Source organism: Mycobacterium sp. RTGN6 (assembly GCF_033804605.1).
GTDB lineage: Bacteria > Actinomycetota > Actinomycetes > Mycobacteriales > Mycobacteriaceae > Mycobacterium.
Genome location: NZ_JAPZKZ010000001.1, coordinates 190,170 through 216,291 on the forward strand (window position 1 = coordinate 190,170; position 26,122 = coordinate 216,291).

26 protein-coding genes are annotated in these 26,122 nt (G+C 66.7%); 12 read left to right on the plus strand and 14 right to left on the minus strand.

Annotated elements, in window-relative coordinates:
* Positions 1–13: 13 nt before the first annotated feature.
* The 4 genes from SLQ33_RS00870 to SLQ33_RS00885 are packed head-to-tail and all read right to left on the minus strand — an operon-like array spanning position 14 to position 4,554.
* Positions 14–1,630, minus strand: a complete 1,617-nt coding sequence (locus tag SLQ33_RS00870) for a thiamine pyrophosphate-binding protein (protein ID WP_319451893.1) — start codon at positions 1,628–1,630, stop codon at positions 14–16.
* Complete coding sequence (speB, locus tag SLQ33_RS00875; RefSeq protein ID WP_319451894.1) at positions 1,623–2,582, minus strand: agmatinase; 960 nt, start codon at positions 2,580–2,582, stop codon at positions 1,623–1,625. The genes SLQ33_RS00870 and speB overlap by 8 nt, the downstream gene beginning before the upstream one ends.
* Positions 2,579–4,138: a purine-cytosine permease family protein gene (locus SLQ33_RS00880; RefSeq protein ID WP_319451895.1), complete on the minus strand. Its 1,560-nt coding sequence runs from the start codon at positions 4,136–4,138 to the stop codon at positions 2,579–2,581. The genes speB and SLQ33_RS00880 overlap by 4 nt, the downstream gene beginning before the upstream one ends.
* 17 nt (positions 4,139–4,155) lie before the next feature.
* Positions 4,156–4,554: a YybH family protein gene (locus SLQ33_RS00885; RefSeq protein WP_319451896.1), complete on the minus strand. Its 399-nt coding sequence runs from the start codon at positions 4,552–4,554 to the stop codon at positions 4,156–4,158.
* 227 nt (positions 4,555–4,781) lie between these two features.
* On the opposite strand from SLQ33_RS00885, the gene SLQ33_RS00890 reads away from it, so the two are divergent.
* On the plus strand, positions 4,782–5,675 hold the full coding sequence (locus SLQ33_RS00890; RefSeq protein ID WP_319451897.1) for an Lrp/AsnC family transcriptional regulator: 894 nt from the start codon (positions 4,782–4,784) through the stop codon (positions 5,673–5,675).
* On the opposite strand, the gene SLQ33_RS00895 is transcribed toward SLQ33_RS00890, so the two are convergent.
* From SLQ33_RS00895 to SLQ33_RS00905, 3 genes are read right to left on the minus strand one after another with little or no spacing between them, the layout of a single operon-like run.
* On the minus strand, positions 5,668–6,135 hold the full coding sequence (locus SLQ33_RS00895; protein WP_319451898.1) for a DUF5078 domain-containing protein: 468 nt from the start codon (positions 6,133–6,135) through the stop codon (positions 5,668–5,670). The two genes, SLQ33_RS00890 and SLQ33_RS00895, sit on opposite strands and share 8 nt — an antisense overlap.
* Positions 6,122–9,049, minus strand: coding sequence for an MMPL family transporter (locus SLQ33_RS00900; RefSeq protein WP_319451899.1), 2,928 nt, complete (start codon positions 9,047–9,049; stop codon positions 6,122–6,124). The genes SLQ33_RS00895 and SLQ33_RS00900 overlap by 14 nt, the downstream gene beginning before the upstream one ends.
* A complete protein-coding gene (locus tag SLQ33_RS00905; protein ID WP_319451900.1) occupies positions 9,046–9,477 on the minus strand; it encodes an MmpS family protein in 432 nt (143 codons plus the stop codon). The genes SLQ33_RS00900 and SLQ33_RS00905 overlap by 4 nt, the downstream gene beginning before the upstream one ends.
* Positions 9,478–9,690: 213 nt before the next feature.
* On the opposite strand from SLQ33_RS00905, the gene SLQ33_RS00910 reads away from it, so the two are divergent.
* Positions 9,691–10,074: a DUF732 domain-containing protein gene (locus SLQ33_RS00910; protein WP_319451901.1), complete on the plus strand. Its 384-nt coding sequence runs from the start codon at positions 9,691–9,693 to the stop codon at positions 10,072–10,074.
* A gap of 12 nt (positions 10,075–10,086) precedes the next feature.
* On the opposite strand, the gene SLQ33_RS00915 is transcribed toward SLQ33_RS00910, so the two are convergent.
* Positions 10,087–11,286 (minus strand): cytochrome P450, encoded by a 1,200-nt coding sequence (locus tag SLQ33_RS00915; protein ID WP_319451902.1) that lies wholly within the window; start codon positions 11,284–11,286, stop codon positions 10,087–10,089.
* A gap of 153 nt (positions 11,287–11,439) precedes the next feature.
* Between SLQ33_RS00915 and SLQ33_RS00920 the strand changes: the two genes are divergently transcribed.
* The 3 genes from SLQ33_RS00920 to SLQ33_RS00930 are packed head-to-tail and all read left to right on the plus strand — an operon-like array spanning position 11,440 to position 13,819.
* Complete coding sequence (locus SLQ33_RS00920; protein WP_319451903.1) at positions 11,440–12,060, plus strand: TetR/AcrR family transcriptional regulator; 621 nt, start codon at positions 11,440–11,442, stop codon at positions 12,058–12,060.
* Positions 12,057–12,890, plus strand: a complete 834-nt coding sequence (locus SLQ33_RS00925) for a MaoC/PaaZ C-terminal domain-containing protein (protein ID WP_319451904.1) — start codon at positions 12,057–12,059, stop codon at positions 12,888–12,890. The genes SLQ33_RS00920 and SLQ33_RS00925 overlap by 4 nt, the downstream gene beginning before the upstream one ends.
* Positions 12,887–13,819, plus strand: coding sequence for an LLM class flavin-dependent oxidoreductase (locus tag SLQ33_RS00930; RefSeq protein ID WP_319451905.1), 933 nt, complete (start codon positions 12,887–12,889; stop codon positions 13,817–13,819). Before SLQ33_RS00925 ends, SLQ33_RS00930 begins: the two co-directional genes overlap by 4 nt.
* A gap of 3 nt (positions 13,820–13,822) precedes the next feature.
* Here the strand turns inward: SLQ33_RS00930 and SLQ33_RS00935 are convergent, their stop codons facing one another.
* Positions 13,823–16,351: a glycogen/starch/alpha-glucan phosphorylase gene (locus SLQ33_RS00935; protein WP_319451906.1), complete on the minus strand. Its 2,529-nt coding sequence runs from the start codon at positions 16,349–16,351 to the stop codon at positions 13,823–13,825.
* A gap of 102 nt (positions 16,352–16,453) precedes the next feature.
* The gene (locus SLQ33_RS00940) at positions 16,454–16,867 is read right to left on the minus strand and encodes a hypothetical protein (RefSeq protein WP_319452522.1); all 414 of its coding nucleotides are present in this window, start codon (positions 16,865–16,867) and stop codon (positions 16,454–16,456) included.
* Between the two features lie 137 nt (positions 16,868–17,004).
* Between SLQ33_RS00940 and SLQ33_RS00945 the strand changes: the two genes are divergently transcribed.
* Positions 17,005–17,268 (plus strand): hypothetical protein, encoded by a 264-nt coding sequence (locus tag SLQ33_RS00945; protein ID WP_319451907.1) that lies wholly within the window; start codon positions 17,005–17,007, stop codon positions 17,266–17,268.
* 6 nt (positions 17,269–17,274) lie between these two features.
* On the opposite strand, the gene SLQ33_RS00950 is transcribed toward SLQ33_RS00945, so the two are convergent.
* On the minus strand, positions 17,275–18,015 hold the full coding sequence (locus SLQ33_RS00950; protein ID WP_319451908.1) for an SDR family oxidoreductase: 741 nt from the start codon (positions 18,013–18,015) through the stop codon (positions 17,275–17,277).
* A 65-nt stretch (positions 18,016–18,080) separates the two neighbouring features.
* Between SLQ33_RS00950 and SLQ33_RS00955 the strand changes: the two genes are divergently transcribed.
* From SLQ33_RS00955 to SLQ33_RS00980, 6 genes are all read left to right on the plus strand, one after another.
* The gene (locus SLQ33_RS00955) at positions 18,081–18,617 is read left to right on the plus strand and encodes a hypothetical protein (RefSeq protein ID WP_319452523.1); all 537 of its coding nucleotides are present in this window, start codon (positions 18,081–18,083) and stop codon (positions 18,615–18,617) included.
* Positions 18,608–18,817 (plus strand): hypothetical protein, encoded by a 210-nt coding sequence (locus tag SLQ33_RS00960; RefSeq protein ID WP_319451909.1) that lies wholly within the window; start codon positions 18,608–18,610, stop codon positions 18,815–18,817. The genes SLQ33_RS00955 and SLQ33_RS00960 overlap by 10 nt, the downstream gene beginning before the upstream one ends.
* Positions 18,818–18,858: 41 nt before the next feature.
* A complete protein-coding gene (locus SLQ33_RS00965) occupies positions 18,859–19,929 on the plus strand; it encodes a dihydrodipicolinate reductase (protein ID WP_319451910.1) in 1,071 nt (356 codons plus the stop codon).
* A 1-nt stretch (position 19,930) separates the two neighbouring features.
* On the plus strand, positions 19,931–21,682 hold the full coding sequence (locus SLQ33_RS00970) for an Hsp70 family protein (RefSeq protein WP_319451911.1): 1,752 nt from the start codon (positions 19,931–19,933) through the stop codon (positions 21,680–21,682).
* Positions 21,683–21,692: 10 nt separating this feature from the next.
* Positions 21,693–23,438 carry an acyl-CoA dehydrogenase family protein gene (locus SLQ33_RS00975; protein ID WP_319451912.1) on the plus strand — a complete coding sequence of 582 codons (1,746 nt, stop codon included), beginning with the start codon at positions 21,693–21,695 and terminating at the stop codon, positions 23,436–23,438.
* A 114-nt stretch (positions 23,439–23,552) separates the two neighbouring features.
* Positions 23,553–24,449 (plus strand): slipin family protein, encoded by an 897-nt coding sequence (locus tag SLQ33_RS00980; RefSeq protein ID WP_319451913.1) that lies wholly within the window; start codon positions 23,553–23,555, stop codon positions 24,447–24,449.
* On the opposite strand, the gene SLQ33_RS00985 is transcribed toward SLQ33_RS00980, so the two are convergent.
* From SLQ33_RS00985 to SLQ33_RS00995, 3 genes are all read right to left on the minus strand, one after another.
* On the minus strand, positions 24,426–25,046 hold the full coding sequence (locus SLQ33_RS00985; protein ID WP_319451914.1) for a hypothetical protein: 621 nt from the start codon (positions 25,044–25,046) through the stop codon (positions 24,426–24,428). The two genes, SLQ33_RS00980 and SLQ33_RS00985, sit on opposite strands and share 24 nt — an antisense overlap.
* Positions 25,047–25,140: 94 nt before the next feature.
* A complete protein-coding gene (locus SLQ33_RS00990; RefSeq protein ID WP_319451915.1) occupies positions 25,141–25,449 on the minus strand; it encodes a hypothetical protein in 309 nt (102 codons plus the stop codon).
* Positions 25,440–26,066 (minus strand): DJ-1/PfpI family protein, encoded by a 627-nt coding sequence (locus tag SLQ33_RS00995; RefSeq protein WP_319452524.1) that lies wholly within the window; start codon positions 26,064–26,066, stop codon positions 25,440–25,442. Before SLQ33_RS00995 ends, SLQ33_RS00990 begins: the two co-directional genes overlap by 10 nt.
* Positions 26,067–26,122 lie beyond the last annotated feature (56 nt).

Here is a 26,122-nt window from a genome sequence, read left to right on the forward strand (position 1 = left end):
TGTCCAGGTGTTTTCAGAGGTGGGTGGGTGCGAACATGCGCAGCACAATTGGCAGGACCACGACGGCGGGTCCTGGCGTGGTGAAGGTGTCGGCGACGACTTGGCCGACGGTCTCGGGTGTCGCCACGTAGGCGGGGACGCCGAAACTCGCTGCGAGGGCAGCGAAGTCGGGCCGAGCCAGCTCGGTGGCGGTGGCCTGGCCGAAGGCATCGGTCATGTACTCGCGCAGGATTCCGTAGCCACCGTCGTCGACGATCAGCCAGGTGACGTCGGCGTCGTGTTGGCGAGCGGTGGCCAGCTCGGCGATCGAGTACATCGCGCCGCCGTCGCCCGAGACCGCGAACGTGCGACGGCCCGAACCGATGGCGGCGCCCAACGCCGCCGGGTATGCGAAACCGAGTCCGCCTGCGCCCTGTGCGGAATGGAAGCCGCCATCGCGCGGGTCCCAAGCCGACCACGCCCAGTACCCGGCGATCGTCATGTCCCAGAAGGTGTCCGAGGCGGGCGGGACGGCGGCGCGCAGGTCCCGCACCAGCGCGAGCTCGGCATGAAGATCCTGTCCGGCGAGCCTGTGCTCCACCGACTTTCGCAACTCGGCTGCGATCCGGGCACCGGCTTCTGCGTCCCGCCGCGACACCTGCTTCGCGAGCGCCTGCAACGCCTTGGCCGCATCCGCGTGGATGCCGAGCCCGGGGTGGTTGGCCTCGAGCACTCTCGGCTCGGCATCGATCTGGATCAACCTGCCCTGCGGTGCGAACGTGAAGTAGTTGCTCGTCACCTCGCCCATCGCCGTGCCAACGGTCAGCAGCACGTCGGCCTGCTCGAGAAGTTCTGTGGTGTGCCGGTCCTCGATCCACGAGGCCGCCGACAGCGGATGGTCGAAGGGGATGGCACCCTTGCCCCCGATGGTCGAAACCACCGGTGCGTCAAGTGCTTCGGCGAGCGCGACCAGAGCCTCCGGGCCGCCGGCGGAGCGCCGCACGCCGCCGCCGGCCAGGATCACCGGGCGCTCGGCCGACTCCAACAGTGCTGCCGCCTCGTCGATGAGCTCGGCGCGGGCGGGCCGCTCGGCGACGTGCGTCACCACCGACGTGACCGGCGGGACGTGGGTGGCGTCCAACAGCACGTCCTCGGGAACCTCCACCCATGTCGGGCCTGCCGGGGCCGACTGGGCCAGTCCCCACGCGTCGGCCAGAAGGGTGGGAATCTCGGCGGCTTCACGTACCACCGCGGTGCTCTTGGTGACGTTGACGGCACTGGCCTGCTGATCGTCGAGTTGGTGCAACATGCCCCTGCGCTGGCCGAGGCCGGACCGTGGCACCTGGCTGGTGATGACGAGCAGTGGCACGCCCGTGGCGTACGCCTCCTGCAATGCGCCCAGTGCGGTCAGCGCGCCGGGGCCGGTGGACAGAAACAGCACGCCGACCTCGCCGGTGGCTCGGGAGTACCCGTCGGCCTCGAAGGCCGAGTTGTTCTCTACGCGCGAGCTGACGAAGCGCAGCTCGCTTCGTCGGATCGCGTCGAAGAGTCCTAGCGCGTGCTGGCCGGGAATGCCGAACACGTGCGAAACACCCAGCGCCGTCAGGGTTTCTACGACGACGTCGCCGCCGTTTCGAATGTGCTCAGGCACTGCCTTGCTCCTCGTGGCGCAACGCCAGCAGCGACACCAGGTCGTAGGCCACGTGCGACGCCGCGACACCGGTGATCTCGGCGTGGTCGTAGGCGGGCGCGACTTCGACGACGTCCGCTCCGATCAGGTTGAGCCCACGGAAGCCACGCAGGATCTCCAGCAGTTCGCGGCTCGTCATACCGCCGGCCTCGGGCGTGCCGGTGCCCGGTGCGTGTGCGGGGTCGAGCACGTCGATGTCGATGGAGACGTACACAGGCCGGTCGCCGAGCCGCTGCCTCAGCTTGTCGATGACTTCGACGACGCCCTGGTAGTACACGTCCGACGAGGTGACGATGCCGAAGCCGAATCGTCGGTCGTCCTCGAGATCCTTCTTGCCGTACAGCGGGCCGCGGGTTCCGACGTGGCTGAGCGCCTCGGTGTCGAGCAGACCTTCCTCGACCGCGCGCCGGAACGGGGTGCCATGGGTGTACTCGGCGCCGAAGTAGGTGTCCCAGGTGTCCAGGTGCGCGTCGAAGTGGACCAGTGCGACGGGTCCGTGCCGGTTTGCCGCGGCCCGCAGCAGCGGCAGCGCGATCGTGTGGTCGCCGCCGATGGTCACCAGACGCGTTCCGTCGGCGGTCAATTCGAGCGCGGCCCCCTCGATGGTCTCGATGGCCTCACCGATGTTGAACGGGTTCACGGCGATGTCGCCCGCGTCGGCCACCTGGGCGATCTCGAACGGCGAGACGTCCATGGCCGGGTTGTAGGGCCGCAACAGCCGGGACGCCTCCCGCACGTAGGTGGGCCCGAAGCGGGCGCCCGGACGGTAGGAGACGCCGGAGTCGAACGGCACGCCGACGACGACGACGTCGGCCCTTGGGACCTGGTCGAGTCTCGGCAGCCGGGCGAAGGACGCGGGGCCGGCGAACCGTGGCGTCTTCGATGCGTCGATCGGGCCGATGGGCGCGCTCATGCGGTCACTTCCTCTGCGGTAGTTATGGTTTCGCGCCCGTCCGTCGACGTGATGGGCGTATTGGCGGCTGGCCCGGCGGGGACGAAGCGCGGTCCTTGCGGGCCGAACGCGTCGACCGGCTCGGGGAACGCCCACAGCAACGCGGGGTAGAGCACCGCGGCGAGCCCGAGTCCGACGGGGATGGAGAGATCGATGCCATTGGCCAGGTTGCCGAGCGGGCCGACGAACTGACCGGGGATGTTGACGAAGCCGATGCTGAGCGCCGCGGCGATCAGCCAGGCTCCGAGCCCGCGCCAGTTCCAGCCGTGCCTGAACCAGTACCGGCCGCCGCGCTGGCGCCGGTTGAACACCTGCAGTGCGTCCGAGTCGTACCACCCTCGCCGGACCAGCCAGCCGATCATCATGACGACCATCCAGGGTGCGGTGCAGGTGACGATCAGGACGGCGAACGTCGAAATGCTTTGCACCACATTGAAGGCGAACCGGCCGACGAAGATGAAGGCGATCGCGATGACGCCGATGAAGACGGTGGCCTGCACGCGGTTGAACCGCGGGAACACGCTGGAGAAGTCCAGCCCAGTGCCGTACAGCGCGGTGGTCCCGGTCGACATGCCGCCGATCAGTGCGATCAGACAGACCGGGACGAAGTACCAGCCCGGCGACACGGCGAGTAGCCCGCCGACGTAGTTGCCGTCGTCCATGAACTCCGATGCGTTGGTGGCGACGACGGTGGCGGTCACCAGTCCGAAGAGGAACGGCACCAGGGTCGCCACCTGGGCGAGGAACGCGGCAGACATCGACTTCCACGCAGGCGTTTCGCGCGGGATGTAGCGCGCCCAGTCGCCGAGGAAGGCCCCGAACGAGACGGGGTTGGACATGACGATCAGTGCCGCGCCCACGAAGGACGGCCAGAACAGCGCATTGGTTGCGGCGTCGGCGTCGGGGCCGAAGATGCCCGGATAGCTGGGATCGAAGGTACCCGCGAACGCGAAGATGCCGAGCAGGAACAGCACGGTGGCGGCGATGACGGCGATCTTGTTGACCAGCAGCATGAACCGGAATCCGTAGATACAGACGACGAGCACCAACAGCGCGAAGAGGCCATAGGCGACCGCGACGGAGAAGTCGTTCTGCGGCAACCCGATTGCGCGGTTCGCGCCGCCGACGAGCACGTCGCCCGAGCTCCACACCGAGATCGAGAAGAATGCGATGGCGGTCAGCAGCGACAGAAAGGATCCGATGACGCGGCCGTGCACCCCGAGGTGCGCCGACGACGACACGGCGTTGTTGGTGCCGTTGCGCGGACCGAACAGAGCCATCGGCGCGAGGATCGTCGCCCCGAGCACCAGCCCGAGCAGCGTCGCCAGCAGTGCGTCGCGGAACGACAGCCCGAAGATGATCGGAAAACTTCCGAGCACGACGGTGGCGATGGTGTTGGCCCCGCCGAACGTCAGCCGGAACAAGTCGAGCGGGCGGGCCGTTCGCTCCGCGTCGGGAATCGGTTCGACGCCATGAGTTTCGACCTCGGTGATCTTCGGGGGTGCGACGAGAGTCATGGTGGTTTCCGTTCTGCTCAGGCGCCGGCGGGCATGGGCGAGAGATGCTCGTGGACGGCCAGGAGGCGCTCGCCGTCGAGCACGAAGACGATGGACTCGCGCTCGCGCAAGGTGGTCTGCTCGCCGTCGACCGAGGTGACGGTGTCGCAGGTGTGAGTGAGCACGGCGAAGTTTCCGTACGTCTGCACAAGGCGATCGCTGCTGATGCAGGACACCACGCGCCACCCGGAGTCGAGCCAGGACGCCCAGACGGCCTCGTAGGCGGTGCGGTCTTCGAAGCGGCGGTCCTCGGGATGGAACACGAACGTCGCGTCGGGGGTGAAGCAGGCGAAGTACGCCGTCGTGTCGTTGGCCGCGAACGCCGCGATGAGGACGTCAGTTGCAGTCAAAACCTGGTCGCTGGTCAGCGCCGCCATGAGTGATCCTAGGTATGTGAATGTCCTGGAATGTGGTGTGCGTCACTCTATGAGCGTTGCCGACCGCTCGCAAGCAGTTCGCTAGTTACAGCGGTGTTTCGCATCATGATGTGCCAGCATTGAGCGACAGTTGCATACATAAATGGCGAGATGAGTTCTAATTGTGCTCGATACGTCGGATGCGGCGGGTCGAAAAATCTTTCGAGCAATTTGGCGGAAGGACGGCGATGGACGAGGTAGACGAGGCGATCGTCGAACTTCTCGAGGTGGACGGACGGCTGACGCATCGCGAGATCGCGCGCACGGTGGGGTTGTCCCGGTCCTCGGCCGCCGCCCGCGTACAGCGGCTGATCGCCAGCGGCCAGGTCGTCGTGCGCGGCGCGGTACACCCGGCGGTGATCGGCCGCGGTGCACTGGCCCATGTCAGCCTCGTCGTGAGTGGGCCCGCCGCTCCGTTGGCCGCCGAGATCGCACGGCGTGACGACGTGCCCTTCTTGTCACTCACCAGCGGACCGCACGGGCTCATCGCAGAAGTGCGGACCGCGTCCGCCCGCGACGTCGATCGCACCGTCTCCGAACTGCGGTCACTCGACGGCGTGACAGGCGTCGACACCTTGACCTACGTCGAGGTGATCCGTGACGTGATCGGGCCGGTCGGCGACGTGCGCACCGACGTCGACGACGTCGACCTGGCGCTGCTGCGGGCCCTGCAGGAGGACGGCCGCGCGACCTACGTAGACCTGGCGTCCGTCGTCGGGCTGTCCCCGGCCGGCGCGCGACGCCGCGTCGTGCGGCTGGTCGAGTCCCAGGTCGTCCGCGTCGGCGCCGTCGTCCGGCACTCGGGACAGGACCGTCAAAGCGCGATGGGACTCGGACTTCGGCTCGCCGGCGACGACGGTGAGGTCATCGCGGCCATCGCGGCGATGCCGCCAGTGATCTTCGTGGCGCGCACCCTTGGCCGCTACGACCTGCTGGTGACCGTGCGCAACTTCTCAGCCGCCCAACTCGTCGAGACGCTCGACGTGGTGAGGTCGTTGCCCGGCGTCAACGCGGTCGACAGCTGGGCGCACCTCGACGTCGTCAAGGAGAGCTACGCCTCTGGTTTCGGCGTGCCTACCTAGCGACCGGCCAGTCCCACACCGACATGTCGCCGCGCGGGTAGCTCATGCAGACGTCGGTGGCATGGGCGACGACGCCCTTGTTGTTGAAGAAGATCTTCGCCCAGTTGCCCCACCGCGTCGCCACCTGCTCGTAGTAGACGTTGGTCGCGGTGTCCTCGGAGTACTGGCGGCGAGCGGCGGCATCAAGTGAGTAGAACCAGTGGATCCGGTCCACGGCCATCTGCTGGATGTCCTCGGGCCGATTGCTCTTGTCCATCATGTACCGCTCGAAGTACACCGGGCTGGTGTCGCGCGCCGCAGCCAGGAACTGCTCTGCGTCGCAAGCGGTTTCGATCTGCCGTTTCGGGATCGGGAAGTCGTCCGTGGAATCGGCGGCAGCCGGGCTGGCGAAGATCGCCGACGCGACGCCAACGACAGCGGTGGCGAGACCACCCCGGACAGCTAGTTCACGCAGATTCATCGTGTGTTCCTCCTTGGCCGACGGATACGGGTTCGGGGTTCTTGTGTGGCGGGCTGGGCCACGGCACGGGTACGGGTCGCGATCGCACCTGCTGCGGCCACCAGAACCACTTGCCCAGCAGGGCCGCGATGGACGGCGTCATCAGCGAGCGCACGATCAACGTGTCGAACAATAGGCCGAGGCCGATCGTCGTGCCGACCTGTCCGATGACTGTCAGTTCGCTGACCGCCATGGACATCATGGTGAACGCGAACACCAGCCCGGCCGAGGTCACCACCGATCCGGTGCCACCCATCGCGCGGATGATGCCCGTGTTCAGGCCCGCGTGGATCTCCTCCTTGAACCGGGAGACCAGCAGAAGGTTGTAGTCGGCGCCGACGGCCAACAGGATGATCACCGACATCGCGAGCACCATCCAGTGCAGCTCGATCCCGATGAGGTGCTGCCAGATGAGCACCGACAGCCCGAACGAGGCGCCAAGGGACACCACGACCGTGCCGACGATGACCGCGGACGCCACCACGGCGCGGGTGATGATCAACATGATGATGAAGATCAGCGCCAAGGCGGCGATGGCGGCGATGATCAGATCCCAGTCGGAGCCGTCCTGCATGTCCTTGAACGTCGCCGCGGAGCCGGCCAGATAGATCGTCGAGCCCTCCAGCGGGGTGCCCTTGACCGCTTCCTTGGCCGCGTTCTTGATGGCGTCGATGCGTTCGATGCCCTCGGGGGTCAGCGGATCGCCGTCGTGGCTGATGATGAAGCGCACCGACTTGCCGTCGGGGGAGATGAAGTTCTTCAGGCCACGCTTGAAGTCCGCGTTGTCGAAGATCTCGGGCGGCAGGTAGAACGAGTCATCGTTCATCGAAGCGTCGAACGCCTCGCCCATGGCCTCCGAGTTCTCTTGTGCCGCAGCCATTTGGTCCTGCATGCCCTTTTGAGTCTGATACTGCGTCAGCATCATCGTCTTCATCGTCTGCATGGTGCTGATCATCTCGGGCATCAACGCGACCATCTGCGGCATGAGCGTGTCGAGGCGCTCCATCAGCGGCAGCAGTTCTTGGATGTCGTCCGTCATCGTGTTGATGCCGTCGAGGGTGTCGAACACCGATCTGATCGCCCAGCAGACCGGGATGTTGTAGCACTTCGGTTCCCAGTAGAAGTAATTGCGGATGGGCCGGAAGAAGTCGTCGAAGTTCGCGACGTTGTCCCGCAACTCCGCGATGTCGACGGTCATGTCCTTCATCTTCGTCACCATCGCGTGGGTGGTGGCTGCCATCTCCTTCGTGAGATTCGACATCTTCGTCATCGTGTTGATGGTCGTCTGCATGTCGTTGGCCTGGACCAGCATGTCGGCCATCCGGTCCATCATGTACTTGTGGTTCATCTTCTGGCTGGTGCCCTGCATGCTGATCTGGAACGGGATCGACGTGTGTTCGATCGGCTTGCCCTCGGGGCGGGTGATCGCCTGGACGCGTGAGACGCCGGGCACCCGGAAGATCGCCTTGGCGATCTTGTCGATGACGAGGAAGTCCGCCGAGTTGCGCAGGTCGTGATCGCTCTCGATGAGCATCAATTCGGGGTTCATGCGGGCATTGGTGAAGTGCCGGTCCGCTGCGGCGTAGCCCTCGTTGGCCGGCAGGTCGGTGGGCAGGTAGTTGCGGTCGTTGTAGTTGGTCCGGTAACCGGGCAGGGCGAGCAGTCCGATGAGCGACAGCGCGATGGTGCCCACCAGGATCGGGCCCGGCCAGCGGACCACCGCGGCGCCGATCTTGCGCCAGCCGCGCACCCGCAAGGCGCGCTTGGGTTCGAGCGTCTTGCCGAAGCGGGTCGCCAGGCTGATCACTGCGGGGCCGAGCGTCAATGCGGCCAAGACGCAGATGACCATGCCGATCGCCAGGGGCACGCCCAAGGACTGGAAGTACGGCAGCCGGGTGAACGAGAGGCAGAACGTAGCGCCCGCGATGGTCAGTCCGGAACCCAACACCACGTGCGCCGTGCCGGCGTACATCGTGTAGTACGCCTCTTCCCGGGTCTCGCCGAGACTTCGGGCTTCCTGATATCGGCCGATCAGGAAGATGGCGTAGTCCGTCGCCGCCGCTATCGCCAAGGTGACCAGCAGGTTGGTCGCGAAGGTCGAGAGGCCGATGATCTCGTGGAAGCCGAGGAACGCCACGAAACCGCGGGCGGCGGCAAGTTCGAGCACCACCATCGCGAGCGTGAGCAGCACCGTGACGATCGATCGGTAGACCAGCAGGAGCATGACGATGATGACGGTGAACGTCACCGCTTCGATCATCTGCATGCTGCGGTCGCCTGCGATGTGCTGGTCGGCCTGCAGCGCGGCCGGACCCGTCACGAAGGCCTTCATGCCGTCGGGCGGATGCAGGCCCGCCACGATGTTCTGGAGCGCCTCGACCGACTCGTTGGCCAGCGCCTCGCCCTGGTTGCCGCGCAGGTAGACCTGGACGTAGGCGGCCTTGCCGTCGTTGCTCTGCGACCCGGATGCGGTGAGCGGATCGCTCCAGAAGTCCTGAACGTGTTCGACGTGGAGTTTGTCCGCCTCGAGCTTCTTGATCATGTCGTCATAGAAGGCGTGGGCGTCGGCTCCGAGTGGCTCCTGCCCCTCCAGCACGATCATCGCCGAGCTGTTCGAGTCGAACTCCTGGAAGACCTGGCCGACGCGCTGCATCGCGATCATCGATGGCGCGTCGAGCGGCGCCATCGAGACCGACCGCATCTGCCCGACCGTTTCGAGCTGCGGCACGATCACGTTGAGTACGACGATGACGGCGATCCAGGCGAGGATTACCGGCACCGCCAGGGTCCGCAGTATCCGGGGGATGAACGGGCGTGCAGCGTGGCGCGTCGGCGGAAACTCCTCAGTGGGCGCATCCGTCGGCGAACCACTCATGCCGACTTCACCAGGCAGAAGGTCTGCGCATTCAATCCGTTAGAGGTGCGCTCGTCCTTGACTTCATCGTCGACGCTGATGCGGCACGTGATGGAACTGCCGTTGCCCTGCGCGACGATGTTGGGCGAGGCGGCCGGGTTGGTGGTGCTCAGCACGAGCGTCCACGGCAACGACGCTCCGTCCAGGCGCTGCGGCTTGGCGTCGAGGTCGAGGTAGTTGATGTCGGCGTAGGCGCCCGGATCGCCGAAGATCTCGTACTTGACCACTTTGGGGTTGAACGGTTCGGGATCGTCGGCGAAGTTCTTGGGGGTGACGATGATGCCTTCGGACCCGAAGAACGTCCTGACCCGATGCACTGCGAAGCCCGATATGGCAACCACGACCACGATGAGGAGTGGTATCCACGCTCGTTTGAGCAGGCCCGTCACATCTCACCCCGTTCTTCCTACGCGACAGCTTAGCCAACGTAACTGATAGATTAGCCTAGTTAAGTTATTGGGGGCGACCCTACCTCGTCGTCGCGCCGCACCGGAAACCCCCGGCCACGCCGACTGCCGAGCCAAAGGGATTGCCACACAAGTGAATCACGTAGTTAGAAGCTAGAGGTGAGCCAGCACATGGGTAGGAATAGAATCCGCTGGGTGAAGACAGTGATCTTGGCGACATTGGGCGCTGCGGCGATCGTCCTCGCGGCACCGGCACATGCCGACGTAGACACCGATTTCGCCAACGAGTTGCACTCCTATGGCATCTACGGCCAGAAGGATTTCAACGCGTGGATCGGCAAGATCGTCTGCAAGCGCATGCGCACGGGCCTGGACGCGAATGCGTACGAGGCCGCGACGTTCCTCAAGACCAACCTGAACAAGGACACCAACGAGCAGCAGGTTTACGACTTCCTCAGCGCCTCGATCAGGTACTACTGCCCCGATCAGCAGTCCGTGGTCGACCGGCTCGCCGGAGGGTCGGCGCCTGCGCTCGCGCCGGTGGCTGCGGGGGCGCCGCTGCCCGCCGAGCAGGGCTAGGTCTGGCCCAGGTCACACCCGCGCTGGCAGCGCGTCCCAGCCGCGCACCGCGGCCGTCGAGGTCAGGGTGGCGTTGGCCAGGTCGAGCTCCCACTCCGGGAACCGCTTGAGGATCTCGTCGAGCGCGATCCGACCCTCGAGGCGGGCCAGCGCCGAGCCAAGGCAGTAGTGGGCCCCGACGCCGAACGCCAGGTGTGACCGCGCCTCCCGGTGGATGTCGAACGCGTCGCCATCGGGTGGGAACTGGCGGTGATCCCTGTTGGCGGCACCCGTCAGCAGCAGTATCGCGCTGCCCTCGGGCACCGTCTGCCCGTAGTACTCGACGTCCCTCGTCACGTACCGGCCCACGTTTGGAGCGGGTGACTCGAAGCGCAGCAGCTCCTCGACGGTCTGCGGAATCAGCGATCGATCCGCCACGATGTCGCGGCGCTGATCGGGGTGGTCCGCGAGCACCTTGCCCGCCCAGCCGATCAGCCGAGTCGTGGTCTCGTTGCCCGCGGTGGCGACCACGTTCAGATAGATCAGTAGTTCGTCACGGGTAAGCCTTCGGGTGACGCCGTGCTCGTCGGTGAACTCGACCGTCAGCAGGTCGGTCATGATGTCGTCGGACGGGTGCTCGGCTCGCCAGTCGAGGTACTCGGCGAAGATCTGACCTGCGTCGAGGCCTTCGGACGCCATCTTCATGGGCTCGCCCGCCTCGGTCTTCATCTGCGCGTTGCCGTGGTCGCGGATGGCCTCCTGATCCGACTCCGGAATGCCCAGCAGCATCCCGATGGTCTTCATCGGCATCTGCGCGCCCAGGTCGGCGATGAAGTCGAACCGGCCTGTGCCGACCAGGGGGTCCAGGCTCTGTGCGCAGAAGGACCGGATCTTGTCCTCGAGCTCGGCGATCTTGCGCGGGGTGAACATACGGGCCACCAGCTTGCGGTGGATGTCGTGAACCGGCGGGTCCTCGAATACCAGCGTGCCGGGCGGAATCTCGATGTCCGACTTGATCAGCTCGAGGATGACGCCGCGCGCGGAGCTGAACGTCTGGTTGTCGACCAGTCCCTTGTTGACGTCGTCGAAACGGCTCAGCGCGTAGAAGTCGTGCTTCTCGTTGTAATACAGCGGCGCCTCCTCACGCAGCCGCCGGTGCACCGGGTACGGGTCGCTGTTGAGCTCCTGGTCGTAGGGATCGAAGTACACGTCCGCGGTATCGACGACCGTCATGGCCAACCTTCACTGTCGGGGCTGAGTTGCTCGGTGCACTGACAAATGTCAGTGCAGTCTCGTCGAGAGTCAACCTCAGATAGGGCTGTCGGTCAACATGATTCGCAAGGTTGGCTATTGACGAATGTCAATGGATGCAGCTAAGAAGGGAGCATGACGCGGTCCGACGGTGCGCGCGTGCGCAAGCCGAAGGGGCCGGACCTGCAGCGGCGCCAGACGCACCAGCGCATCTTCCGGGCCGCCATCGCCGAGTTCAAGCGTGCGGGAATGGGCGACGCGGACATCGGCGCCATCGTCACTGCGTCCGGGGTGGCTCGCGGCACCTTCTACTTCCACTTCCCGAGCAAGGAGCACGTGCTCCTCGAGCTCGAGCGACGCGAGGAGAAGCGCATCGCAGGCGAGTTGACCCGTTTCGTCCAGACCCCGCAGCCGCTGCCCGACATGCTGTCCGAAGTGGTGCGGGTGGTCGTCGCCGCGGAGCGCCGGTTGGGCGGGGCGTTGTTCAAGGACGTGCTGGCCGTTCACTTCTCGCCGATGCGTCCAGCCGATGACGAGTGGACCGACCACGAGATCATCGTCGTGCTGGTCGGGCAGATCGAGGCCGCAAGGGCGCGCGGTGACGTCGACCAATCGGTCGACGCGACGCTGTCCGCGATGTACTTCCTGCTTGGCCTGTACGCGCTGCTCACCACCACGCAGCGGTCGACGGCTTTGCGGACCTTCATGCTGGACAACTTCGTCACTCAGGTGTGGCGCGGCATGGAGGCGCGGTGACCCTGCGCGTCGAGCCCAAGCGTCACGGGCCCTTCCCCGGGGTGGTCGAACCGGCCCTCGTGGCGGCCTACGCCGATGCGACCGCCGACGACACCGCCGCGGTGCTCGCGGGCGCGGCGGTGCCCGCGGTGTTCCCCATCGTGCTGGCGTTCGAAGCGGGTGAGCAGGCCAGGGCCGACCTGCCTTCGGCCATCTGGGCGCGCGTCAGGGGCGGCGTGCACGGCGAACACGACGTCGTGCTGCACCGACCGTTGCGCCCCGGCGAGGTGATCGAGACGTGGACCGAGTTGTCCGCGGTGCGTACGGTGCGGCCCGGCACGATGGTGGTGGTCCACTTCGAGCACTATGGCGTCGACGGCGCGCTCGCCGTCGAGCAGTGGTGGTCCATGATCCTGCTCGGTCTCGACGGCGTCGCTGACCTCGGCGCCCTGCCCGCCGATCATCGGTTCCCGGAGTCGGCGCATGCCAATCCGCTCGGAACGGCGCACCAGCACGTCGCCCACGACACCGCGCGCAAGTACGCCGAAGTCTCCGCCGACTGGTCCGCTCACCACTTCGACATCGACGTCGCGAGCTCGGAGGGCTTCGACTTCCTGTTCGCCCATGGGCTGTGCACGATGGCGATGTGCGTGCACCGGGTGCTCGGCATCGTCGGCGTCGACGATCCGGGCCGGGTGGCTCGGGTGGCGGTGCGGTTCGCCTCGCCGACCCCGCTCGGCGGCGACGTGACCGTGCGCGCCTACGGTGCAGGAGCAGGGGTGGTCGTCTTCGACGCGGTCTGCGGCGATGCGAGCGTTATCACGCACGGCAGATTGGAGTTACGTCCATGACGGAGCTGGACATCGGGGTCTACGTGCCGCAGATGGGCTTCTCCTACGCCGACGTGCTGCACCGCGCCCAGCGCTGCGAGGAGCTCGGGATCGGCTCACTGTGGCTCTACGACCATCTGTACGGGCCGGGAGTGCCGAACATCGCCTCATTGGAGGCGTGGACGCTGGCGACGGCGCTGTTGAGCCGAACCGAGCGGCTCCGGGTCGGACACATGGTGCTGTGCAACCAGTTTCGCCACCCCGCGGTACTGGCCAAGATGGCGACCACGTTGGACCAGATCTGCGACGGACGCCTCGAACTCGGGCTAGGCAGCGGCTCGATCGAGGACGAGCATCTGCGCATGGGGCTGCCGTGGGGCACCTTCCGCGAGCGCTCCGAACGCCTCGGCGAGACCCTGGAGATGCTCACCCAGGCGTTCGCGAACGAGGCCATCGACTTCGAGGGCAAGCACTACACCGTCAAGGACATGCCGATCGTGCCCGGTCCGGTGCAGCGGCCGCGCCCGCCGATCGTCGTCGGCGGAGTCGGGGAGAGGTTCACGCTGCCGCTAGTTGCCCGGTACGCCGACGTCTGGAACGTACCCACCTACGCGCTTGGCGAATTGGAGCACAAGGTCGACGTGCTGCGCGCCTGCTGTGCCGACGTCGGCCGCGATCCGGCGAGCATCACGCTGTCGGTGGAGGCCGTGATGGCGCTGGCTCCCGACGACGCGTCGCTGCCCAGGGTCCGTGAGTTCGCCGAGAAGCGCTTCGGCGGACCAGGTTTCGGCCTGCGCGAAGGTGGCCTGGTGGGCACCGCACCCCAGATCGTCGACCGGATCAAGGAATGGCAGGCGCTCGGCTTCGGTCAGGTGGTGCTGTTCACCCACGATCGCGCGTCCGACGAGACGCTCGACCTGCTGGCGTCGTCGGTGATCAGCGAGCTCTGAGGATCAGAGCTTCACCGTCACCGGGCCGACGTTCCAGATGTCGTCGCAGTACTCCCGGATGGCGCGGTCCGACGAGAACTTGCCGCTCCGTGCCGCGTTCAGGATCGACATCCGCGACCACGCGTCGCGGTCCTGCCACGCCGCCGCCACCGCATCCTGGCACTCCACGTAGGACGCGTAGTCGGCCATCACCAGGAACGGGTCGTCGTGGACGAGGTTGTCCACCAGCGGGCGGAACACCTCGGTGTCGCCGTGCGAGAACTGCCCGGAGGAGATCAGCCCGAGCACCGCCCGCAGCTCGTCGTTGCCGTCGACGTAGTCGGCGGGGCGGTAGCCGTCGCGCTTGACCTGCTCGACCTCAGACTCGGTCAGCCCGAACAGGAAGAAGTTCTCCGCCCCCGCTTCTTCGCGGATCTCGACGTTGGCGCCGTCCAACGTTCCGATGGTCAGGGCGCCGTTGAGCATGAACTTCATGTTCCCGGTGCCCGACGCTTCCTTGCCCGCGGTCGAGATCTGCTCGGACAGGTTCGCAGCCGGGTAGATGAGGTGTGCGCTCTGCACGTTGAAGTTCGGCACGAATGCGACCTTCATGCACCGGTTGACGTCGGGGTCGTGGTTGATCGTCTCCCCAACGGCGTTGATCAGCTTGATGATTCGCTTGGCCATGAAGTAGCCGGGGGCCGCCTTGCCGCCGAAGACGTAGACCCGCGGTGCGAGGTCGAGTCCGGGGTTGAGCTTCAGCCGGTGGTACTGCCGGATGATGTGCAGCACGGAGAGGTGCTGGCGCTTGTACTCGTGGATGCGCTTGACCTGGATGTCGAACATCCACGTGGGATCCAGCTCAACGCCGATGGTGGAGTGAAGGTATTCGGCCAGCCGAGATTTGTTGGCACGCTTGATGTCTCGCCACTGCTGACGGAAGTCGGGGTCGTCGACGAAGGCTTCCAGGCCGCGCAGCCGGTCCAGGTCGGTCAGCCAGCCATCGCCGATCGTGCGGTCGATGAGGCCCCGCAGGCCCGGGTTGGAGAGCGCCAGGAAGCGGCGCGGCGTGACGCCGTTGGTCTTGTTGGAGAAGCGCTCTGGCCACAATTCGTAGAAGTCCTTCAGCACGCTGGCCTTCAGCAGGTCCGAGTGCAGTGCCGCGACGCCGTTGATGGCGTGGCTGCCGACCGTGGCGAGGTACGCCATGCGCACCGTCTGGCCACCCTCTTCGCCGATTATCGACATGCGCCGCACCCGGTCGACGTCTCCGGGGAAGTGGGCCCGGACCTCGTCGAGGAAGCGGCTGTTGATCTCGTAGATGATCTCGAGATGCCTCGGCAACGACTCCCGGAAGAGGCCCAACGGCCACTTCTCCAGGGCTTCCGGCAGCAGGGTGTGGTTGGTGTAGGCGAAGGTGGCCACCGTGATCCGCCAGGCCTCGTCCCAGTCGAGCCGACGTTCGTCGACCAGGATCCGCATGAGCTCCGCGACGCCGATGGACGGGTGAGTGTCGTTGAGCTGCAACGCGAACCGCTGGGGAAGTTCGTGCACCGAGGCGTCGGCCAGATCGTCCATGATGTGGACCACGTGCTGCAGCGAGCACGACACGAAGAAGTACTGCTGTAACAGACGCAGCCGCTTGCCCGCCTCGGGTTCGTCGTTGGGGTAGAGCACCTTGGTCACCGTCTCGGAGGTGACCTCCTCCTCAACCGCCTTGTAGTAGTCACCGGTGTTGAAGGCGTCCAACGCGAACGACTCGACGGCGCGAGCGCTCCACAGCGTCAGCACGTTGCAGGTATGGACGCCGTATCCCTGGATCGGCGTGTCGTAGGCGACTCCCTTGATGACCTGCTTCGGCAGCCAGCGCACGCGAACGGCGCCGGCGTCGTCGACGTACTGCTCGGTGTGCCCACCCCAGTTGACGAGGTAGTTCACGTCGGGTTTGGCGATTTCCCAAGGGTTTCCGTTCGCGAGCCAGTTGTCGGTGAGCTCCACCTGCCAACCGTCGGAGAACTCCTGCTTGAAGATGCCGAACTCGTAGCGGATGCCGTAGCCGATCGCGGGCCGCTCGAGGGTGGCCAGCGAGTCGAGGTAGCACGCGGCGAGCCTGCCGAGCCCGCCGTTGCCCAGCCCCGGCTCCGGTTCGCACGCCAGCACCTCGTCGAAGTCCTGGCCCAGCGAGTCCAGCGCCGCGCGAGCCGCGTCCTCGATCTTGAGGTTCAGCAGGTTGTTGCCGAGCTGCGGTCCCATCAGGAACTCCGCCGACAGGTAGCACGTCACCTTGCGCCCGAGGTCGAGGGAGGTCTGGGTGGACGCGACGCGGTTGTCCTGCATGCGGTCGCGCACGGCCAAGGCGAGTGCCCGGTAGTAGTGCTCGGTCTTCACGGCGGCCGCCGGGCGACCGATCGAGTACCGCAGGTGGTCGGTGATCGCCTCCCGCAGGTCCGCGGCATCCAGCCCGGTGCGGACGTGATCGTGGATGGCGTCGGCGGGAAGGTCAGCGGAAGGGTCGGCGGGGAGGTCTTCGTGGTTCTGAATGACGTCGGTCATCTCGTCCTTGCTCTCGGTCGCTCGCGGCGATCGCATTCTGACAGCGATGCGTGCACGTCCAAGGAGTATCCGTCGACGGCGACGTGAACGCGCGCCGACGAACTACATCCGCATCAGCGCGAACGTCCAGGTGTTGACGCCGCCCGGTGATCCGCTACAGCCGGCGTCGAACGTCGACTCCACGGTTCCGGCGAGTGTCACCGCGTCCCACGTATAGACGTCGTGGGCGGGAAGCGTGTAGCCCCAACAGATCACTCCGTCGGATGCGTCGTTGGCCATCGTGTAGGTCGAACCGACCAGGCGAGCGGTCCCGAAGAACTCCACACCCATCCGAAGGGGCCGGGGCGTGGCCGTCACGGCGACGCAGTCGGGCGCACAAGTGTTGATCGCCCACGTCCACGCATGCGTCGTGTAGCGGTTGGTCTGCAGCTGGTAGTTGCCCAACGGCATCGCTGCGGCCTGGGCGCTCGGCGCGTACAGCAGCGCGCTCAACGCGAGTGCGGCGCTCATCGCCATCGTCTTCACGGCTGTCACCCGTCGTCACGCGGATCTGGGCCCGGTCAGGATATGGCGCGCGACACACTCGCCGTGCGAAATGTCCACGAATGCCTACGATGTCGTCAATTCACGGGGTTCTGGCAGACGGAGGCGTGTTGGCGCAGCGGTGGGTCTACTGGGGGTCGGGCAGCGCCGACTGCTGGTGGAGCCGAGAACACTGGTGCAGCGGCCAGTGGCCCGACCGACTGGGGGACACCACCACCTTCGGTGGTTCGGTGCCCGAGGACGACGCGCGGGGCTCCGAGAGTGCCGCGGAGAACGCCATCGATGCGCGGATCCGCGACAGCGCCGCCTCGGACCACGAATGCTGGAAGGTCGGCACGCCGGCATTTCGCATCGAGTACAAGAAGATCGAGTAGCCGACCTCAGCCGGCGCCCTTGCCGTTGTCGACGCGATACACCGCACCGTGGACGGCCGCGGCGTCGTCACTGGCCAGGAAGGCGATGACGTTCGCGACGTCCTCGGTCTCCATGAAGCCGCGTGGTGATGCGATGCGCAGGATGAGGTCCCAGTCGGCGCCTTCCGGCGCGCTGAATTCGGTGGTCTGGGCGGTGGGCATGCCGCCAGGACAGACCGCGTTGACGCGCAGCTTCTCCTTGGTGAACTCGACCGCGAGCGCCCGGGTCAGCCCGACCAGGCCGTGCTTGGCGGCGCAGTAGCCCGCCGAGTACACCTCGCCCTCGACGCCGGCGATCGACGCCACGTTGACGATGTTGCCGCCCGACTCCAGCAGGTGCGGCAGCGCGGCCCGGCACAGGTAGAACGGCCCGTGCAGGTTCACCGCGAGGTCGCGCTCCCACTCCTCGTCGGTGACGTCGCGCGTGTGGCGCATCTGGTGGAACCCCGCGACGTTGACCAACACGTCGAGCTTGCCGAACGCGGACACGCAGTCGTTGACCGCCTGACGGCACGCCGCGGGACTGGTCACGTCCACCGAGGCGAACTCACCGCCGGGCACGTCGGCGAACACCGCGGCCATCCGCTCGGCGTCGCGCGCGATTCCGAAGACCGACGCGCCACGTTCGGCGAACAGCTTCGCCGTGGTGGCCCCGAGGCCGGCCGACGTTCCGGTGATCAGGGCGACCTTGCCCTCGAGTGCGTTCATGGCTGCACCTTCTCATGCCGGACAAATTGCAGCCGTTGCTGCACGAGACTGCGATACTGCTCGACATGTGGATCACCCGCGCCCTCGCCGTGGCCGCCGCGTTCGCCAGCGTGTTCCTGGGATTCGCCGGACCCGCCCGGGCCGACCAGGTGCTGGAGGGCGTCTACACCTATGCGCAAGAGGGCGTCATCCCGACGACCTGGACCATCTACCCGAGCTGCGTGCCCACCGTCGGCGACCTGAGGGACAACCTCGAACTGCCCGTCGCGTGCCGCCTGCACGTCGCACCAACGCCGTCGACACAGGTGAATGGCGGCGACGCACGCCTGACCGGTGGCCGATGGCAGTTCTCCACCAACAAGATGGACGGCATGACGTGTCCGGACGGCGTCAGCAAGGCCCCCATCTTGGAGACGTACACGTTCGACGACGTCACGATGACCGGAACCCGCTCGGTGTCCTACAACGACGTGTGCAACGGTGCGGTCTCCGCCAACATCGTGACCTACCCCTTCACGCTGGCGTTCAAGGAACCACTGTCGATCCCCAACGACCGCTACCCGCTCTATTGTGAGCCGGGCGGCCTGAAGCGGTGCTTCTGAGCGTCGAGGGGCTGGTCTGCCAGCATTGCGAAGGCGCGGTCGAGTATCGGCCGTGGGGAGACCTCGTCGCGATCGCCGACGACGACAAGTTGGTCAACTACCGGGCTGTCTGCGTCGCCAACTGCCAGCGGTTCCGCGAGACCGCCGAGGCGGTCGCGGGCCCGGAGGGCGAGTACTCCGTCTGGGAGTCCCGGTACTGAGATGCAATGAGTCCTGACCCGAAAGAGGTAGCTGACCGCCCATGAGCAAGCGCATCGTGATCTGGGGTACTGGTTTCGTCGGCAAGATGGTGATCGCGGAGGTGATCAAGCACCCGGTCTTCGAACTGGTCGGGGTCGGCGTGAGCAACCCAGAGAAGGTCGGCCGCGACGTCGGCGAGCTCTGCGGGCTCGCGCCGCTCGGACTGGCCGCCACCGACGACGTCGACGCGCTCATCGCGCTGAAGCCGGACGCGCTGGTGCACTACGGACCCACGGCCGCGCACGCCGACGACAACATCAAGCTGATCACCCGGTTCCTGCGGGCGGGCATCGACGTGGTCTCCACGTCGATGACGCCGTGGGTGTGGCCGACCATGAAGCTCAACCCGCCGAACTGGATCGAGCCGATCACTCAGGCGTGCGAGGCGGGCCAGTCGTCGTGCTTCACCACCGGCATCGACCCCGGGTTCGCCAACGATCTCTTCCCGATGACGTTGATGGGGCTGTGCGGTGAGGTCCGCAAGGTACGTGCGTCCGAGCTTTTGGACTACACCAACTACGAGGGCGACTACGAATTCGAGATGGGCATCGGCAAGCCACCGGAACACCGGCCATTGCTGGAGAACTCGGACATCCTCGTCTTTGCTTGGGGCGCAACGGTTCCGATGATCGCGCACGCCGCGGGCATCGAACTCGACGAGATCACCACGACGTGGGACAAGTGGGTCACGCCCGTCGAGGTCAAGACAGCGAAGGGGCTCATCCCGCCGGGCAACGTCGCCGCCGTCCGGTTCACCATCAACGGCGTGTATCAGGGGCAGACGCGCATTCAGCTCGAACACGTCAACCGCGTCGGCGACGGCTCGGCGCCCGACTGGCCGACCGGCAACGAGAACGACGTGTACCGCGTCGAGATCGAGGGCAGTCCGAGCATCGTCCAGGAGACGGCGTTTCGCTTCACCGACGGCTCCGGGCGCGACGCCGCGGCCGCGGGTTGCCTGGCCACCGGGATGCGCGCGCTCAACGCCGTACCGGCCGTCAACGCGCTCCCCGCCGGCTGGGTGACCCCACTGGAGCTGCCGCTGATCGCCGGGGAAGGCACAATTCGTTAACGTGGCAGATGGGATAGGCCTTTCGGTCGGCTCGGCAAACCTGACGGCGGTTCACGTCGGCAGGGCAGCGGTGACGCGCGCGGCGGTGCTGACGCAGTATCCGCACCGGCCGCCGGAGGTCGGCGTGCCAGGCGAGAACCCGAACCTGACCGAACGCGGCCTGATCCTCACCGACTTCGTCGACCGCGTCGGCGACCCCATCGCCATCGTCGCGCCCGACGGTTCGTCGCATCGCGCCGAAGTCGTCATGGCCGACGCTCTGCGCGCGCTCTTCCAGACCCTGGTCGGCGGCCAACCGTCGGCCGAACCGATCGGCGTGACCTACCCCGCTCACTGGCGACCCGCCGCGATCGAGGCCCTTCGTGGCGCGCTGGCCGCCGTCCCGGAGTTCCGTTCGCCGACGCCTGCGCTGCTGGTGTCCGATGCCACCGCGGCGCTGACGGCGTTGCAGCACGAGCCCGGGGTGCCTGCCCGAGGCGTCATCGCGGTCTGCGACTTCGGGGCCAGCGGAACAAGCATCACACTCGCCGACGCCGCGCAGGGCTTCGCGCCGATCGGACCGACCGTGCGCCACGACGACCTGTCGGGCGATCTGATCGACCAGGCGTTGCTCACCAGGGTCATGTCCGACCTGTCCGCGGCGGGCTCGGTCGACCTGTCCGGCACCTCGTCCATTGGCTCACTCACCCGGTTGCGGGCGCAGTGCCGGGGTGCCAAGGAACGACTGTCGACGGCGTCGGTGACGTCGCTGGCGGCGGACCTGCCCGGCTCCGGCGGCGAGGTCAGGATCACGCGCAACGAGCTCGACGACGCCATCCGGGCCCCGCTCGACGGCTTCGTCGCCGAACTTCAGGAAACGTTGCGGCGCAGCGGTATTCGATCGACCGACCTCGTCGCCGTCGCATCGGTTGGCGGTGGGGCCCGCATCCCGATCGTCACGACCACACTCTCCGAACACCTGCGCGTGCCCGTCATCACCGCGGCCCAGCCCGAACTGGCAGCGGCGATCGGCGGCGGGTTGAAGGCCGTGCGAGGCACTGCGCCGGAGGGGGCGACGTCGCTGGCGCCCGCCGCCGCAGCCGCCGCGGCATTGACGCCTGACCCGCCCGAGGCGCCGATGTCGAGCACCTTTCAGGCGTTGGCCTGGTCGGACGCCGACGACGTTCCCGAGGTGGCGCCGCCGACCGAGGACTACGGCGACTTCGGCGGCGACTACGACCGCGGTGCCGACGCCGGCGACGCCGCGCGTCCCCGGCTGGCGTTCGAAGAGCCCGAGCCGGAGGCGCCGGTAGCCGCCCCCGTGCCGTGGTTCCGACGCTCCGGGGTGATCGCGGGCGTCGTGCTGTTGGGCGTCTTCGCGGCAATCGCGGCGGCCGTCCTGTTCGTGTTTCGCAGCGACCCGTCATCCGAGCAGACGGGCGTCACGACGTCGGCCACCCCGACCACGACGACGTCGCCGCCCGCGCCCGCACCGTCCACCGAGCCGCCGGCCGCCACGCCCCCGCCAGCCGCACCGCCGCAGGAGACCAGGACGCTGACGCGGCAGGTGCCGCCCCCGGTCGTCACCGCGACCGAGGCCCCACCCCCGGCCGAACCGCCACCGTCCTCCGAACCGCCACCGCCACCACCCAGCGAGGAACCGCCCCCGCCCGTCGAGTCGAGCACGCCACCGCCCTGGTCGCCGACGGCGCCGTACCCGACCATCCCGGGTCTGCCGTGGGTTCCTGCACCGGTGCCGCCGCCCGGCCCCTAGGTTGAAACGCATGACTGAGACCGACGGGTTGCTCTTCGATCCGAATACGTACGACCCACAGGAGTTCGACACCGAGACCCACAGGTTGCTGCGGGCCACGATCGACTTCTTCGAGGGGCAGGGCAAGAAGCGCATCCTCGACGACGACCTGAAGGCGCAGTGGCCTGCCGACTTCGTCGAGTTCGTGAAGCGGGAGAAGCTCTTCGCGACGTTCCTGACGCCGTCGGAGTTCGCGGACGGGAACCCGGACAAGCGCTGGGACGGGGCGCGAAACGCCGCGCTGGCCGAGATCCTCGGCTTCTACGGCCTGACCTACTGGTACACCGAGCAGGTCACCATCCTCGGGCTCGGCCCGGTCTGGCAGAGCGAGAACAAGGACGCCAAGCTCAGGGCCGCCGACGACCTCGAGGCCGGTGAGGTGATGGCGTTCGGGTTGTCCGAGCGCGAGCACGGCGCCGACGTCTACAGCACCGACATGGTGCTCACCCCGGCCAGCGAGGAGGACCGCGCGAACGGGATCCTCTACCGGGCGTCGGGGGAGAAGTACTACATCGGCAACGGCAACGTCGCGAGCCTGGTGTCGGTGTTCGGCAGGCGCGGCGACGTCGAAGGTCAGGACGCATACGTGTTCTTTGCCGCCGACAGCCGCCACGAGAACTACCACCTGATCGACAACGTCGTGCACATGCAGATCTACGTGAGCACCTTCCGGCTGGAGAACTACCCGGTGCGCGCCGAGGACATTCTGCACAGCGGCGTGGAAGCCTTTGCCGCAGCACTGAATACGGTAAACGTCGGCAAGTTCAACCTGTGCTCGGCGTCGATCGGCATGGCCGAGCACGCGTTCTACGAGGCCATTACCCACGCACAGAACCGCATCCTCTACGGCAACCCGGTCACCGACTTCGGCCACGTGCGGGCCAACTTCGTCGACGCCTACGGGCGGCTGGTCGCGATGAAGCTCTTCAGCAAGCGCGCCATCGACTACTTCCGCAGCGCGAGCCTGGACGACCGGCGCTACCTGCTGTTCAATCCGATGACCAAGGCGAAGGTCACGATGGAGGGCGAGACCGTCATGCGGTCGCTGCACGACGTGATCGCCGCCAAGGGCTACGAGAAGAACACCATGTTCCGCGAGGTCGCCCAGCTCATCGGCTGCCTGCCCCGACTCGAGGGCACGGTGCACGTCAACGTCGGCCTGGTGCTCAAGTTCATGCCGAACTACATGCTCAATCCCAAGGAATACCCGGAGATTCCGACTCGCAACGACGCCGCCGACGACATGTTCTTCTGGAATCAGGGACCCACTCGCGGTGCGGGGGCGATCCAGTTCGCCGACTGGACCCCGGCGTATGAGAATCACGTGCACGTCCCGAACGTCGCCCTGTTCTACGAACAGGCCAAGGCGTTCCGGGAATTCCTCCTGACCGCGGCCCCCGATGCCGAGCAGGCGAAGGACCTCGACTTCCTGCTGAACGTCGGGCACCTGTTCTCGCTGATCGTCTACGGCCAGCTGATTCTCGAGCAGGCGGCGCTGACGGGGCTCGACGACGACGTCGTCGATGCGATCTTCGACTTCCAGATCCGCGACTTCAGCACGTACGCCGTTGCGCTGCACGGCAAGCCGACGTCAACGCAGGCGCAGCAGGACTGGGCGGTCGGCGCGATCCGCAAGCCGCTGCCCGACGCGGAGCGCTTCGACCGGGTGTGGTCACGCGTCAAGGCGTATGACGGCGCCTACGAGATGGCGCCCTGACCGCGGCGGTGCCAGAATTGGAGCATGGACTCGGGCCCGTCGGGGCCGGAGAACGGTCGGATGCCGTTCTGACCTCTGAGCGCCGGTGGCGATCTCGGGCGGAATGGAGACATCATGATCACCACCTACCTGCTGGCTGCCGCGGCCGGCCTTCTCCTGCTCTGGCTCGGGCAGAACATTCGCGTCGTAAAGCAATTCGAACGAGGCGTCGTCTTTCGATTCGGACGGGTGCAATCGGGCATCAGGGGTCCCGGACTCACGATGCTGGTGCCCATCGCCGATCGCCTCCAGAAGGTGAACATGCAGATCATCACGCTTCCGGTACCTGCCCAGGACGGCATCACCCGAGACAACGTGACCGTCCGGGTGGATGCCGTCATCTACTTCAAGGTGGTGGACCCGGTGCGCGCAGTGGTCGACGTACAGGACTACAGGTCCGCCATCGGTCAAGTGGCGCAGACGTCGCTGCGCTCGATCATCGGCAAGAGCAACCTGGACGACCTGCTGTCCAACCGCGAGCGACTCAACCAGGGCCTGGAGTTGCTGATCGACAGCCCGGCACTCGGCTGGGGGATTCACATCGACCGCGTGGAGATCAAGGACGTCGTCTTGCCCGATTCGATGAAGCGGTCGATAGCGCGTCAGGCCGAGGCGGAGCGCGAGCGACGAGCAAGAGTCATCACCGCCGACGGCGAGTTCCAGGCGTCGGAGAAACTGGCGCTGGCGGCCCAGGTGATGGCTGAGCATCCGGCGGCGCTGCAACTGCGCCTGCTGGAGACCGTCGTCGAGGTTGCGGCGGAGAAGAACTCCACCCTGGTGCTGCCCTTCCCCGTCGAACTGCTCCGGTTCCTCGAACGGTCCACCCCACGGGAATCCGAGCACACCGAGGACGCCATGACGGCGCACTCAGTCGCGGCATCGGACCCGCCGCAACTGAGTGCCCCGAACGCTCCCGACGATCTGCTCCCGGACCTGCTAGCCGTGAAATCAGGCCATCTCGGGAACCCGTAGGTGGGCGATTACCAACTCGAAGTCGTGCTCTTCGGTGATCCGGGCGGCCGCCTCCTCGGACACCGAGCCCTTTAGTCGGTCCATCTCGGCGTGGTTGCGCTCCATCACGTCGGCGCTCTCGTAGGCCACCGACGACACGCCGCGGCCCGACGTCCTGTTCACCAACAAGCTTGCGCTGCAGTGCCCTTCGATTTCCTGCATTGCGGGAAGGGCCGCCTTGAAGACCTCGATACCCGCGTCCACCTGGTCGCGATCGACGTTGGCCCAGGTGACGCGAACGCAGGCGCCCTCACCCGCGTCGTGGTCGCGATGCAGCACCGCGATCTCCCATTCCTCGATGGTGGGGCTGCCGCCGCCGAAGATCTCCGCGGCGCGGCTGCGGACCTCCTCAACAGCCGATGCGCTCGCGCGCCTCGCGTCCTCGGACTCCCAGGCGCTGGTAGTGATGCAGCGGCCGGATGAACGGTCGGCCAACAGGGACAAGCCAACGTAGCCATCCAGGCCCTCGAGCAAGGGCATCACTTCGTCGCGGACGTAGGCGATGCCTGCGTCTATGGATGAGGGTGTTGCCTCCATGGTTGTCGTTCGTGCGTACACAATCTGCCTCCTCTAGACGGGGCAGCGTCGAGACGGCGCCGCCGTCGGGTCTTATCGTCCTCCCCTGGAAAGCGGGTGGCAATGTGCCGACGTGTCAATTGCGACCGCGACGCCGAGTGCCGTTCACCGCCGAGCGGGGCAACCGGCCGGCCTTCGAATGCCCGGTCAATCGGTCGCCATCGACGGTGACGTCGAAGTCGAGGTTCAGCCGCATCGGCTTGGTCACCGACTGCCGCCACGTCGCCCGTGCACCGTCGATGGCGAGGTCCTGCAACGCCACGGTCTCGTCCCTGAGCGTCGCCGAACCAGTCAGCGCGCCAACGGATTCGGTGAATACGTAGACCACGGAGAGCGATCCGATCGGCGTCTTGATCGCCACATCCCATTCGCCGATCAGCTCCACACCGTTCCCCTTCGCTCGTACTCGAACAGTTCCTCGACGGCCAGCGCCACGCGCGGTCCATAGCTGCGCTCGAGCAGGTGCAGCGCGAGGTCCAGACCCGACGTCACGCCGCCCGCGGTGACGAGGTCGCCGTCGTCGACCACCCGCGCCGCCACGGCGTTGACACCCGTCGCCTCGAGCACGTCCATGCCGAGGTGATGGGTGACGGCGTTGCGTCCCTCGATCAGCCCGGCCATCGCCAACGCGAGCGAGCCGCCGCACACGGTGGCCACCGTGATGTTGGGGTTCGCGAACGCCTTGCGCATCAAATCGACGGCCCCGGTCTCACCGAACCGGGCCAGCAGCACGGGGATGGTGTCGATCTCGTCGGGGTCACCGTCGATGGGCCCGCTGGCTCCCGGCACGATCACGTATCCGGCCTTCGTCGGGTCCAGTCCGGCGGTCGCGTTCAGCACCAGCCCGCGGGTGCCGCTGACCACCGGGCGTGGTCCCTCGGCCGACACCAGCACGACCTCGAGCTCGCCTCCGACCGCGTCGCTACCCGCGGCGAGCACTTCGAACGGGGCGATGACGTCGAGCGGGTCGAACCCGTCGAACAAGACGAGCTGCGCATGCATCAGGCCATGGTCGTCGGCCCGGGTCCGCGTCACCAGTGACCAGAACGCCATGTATC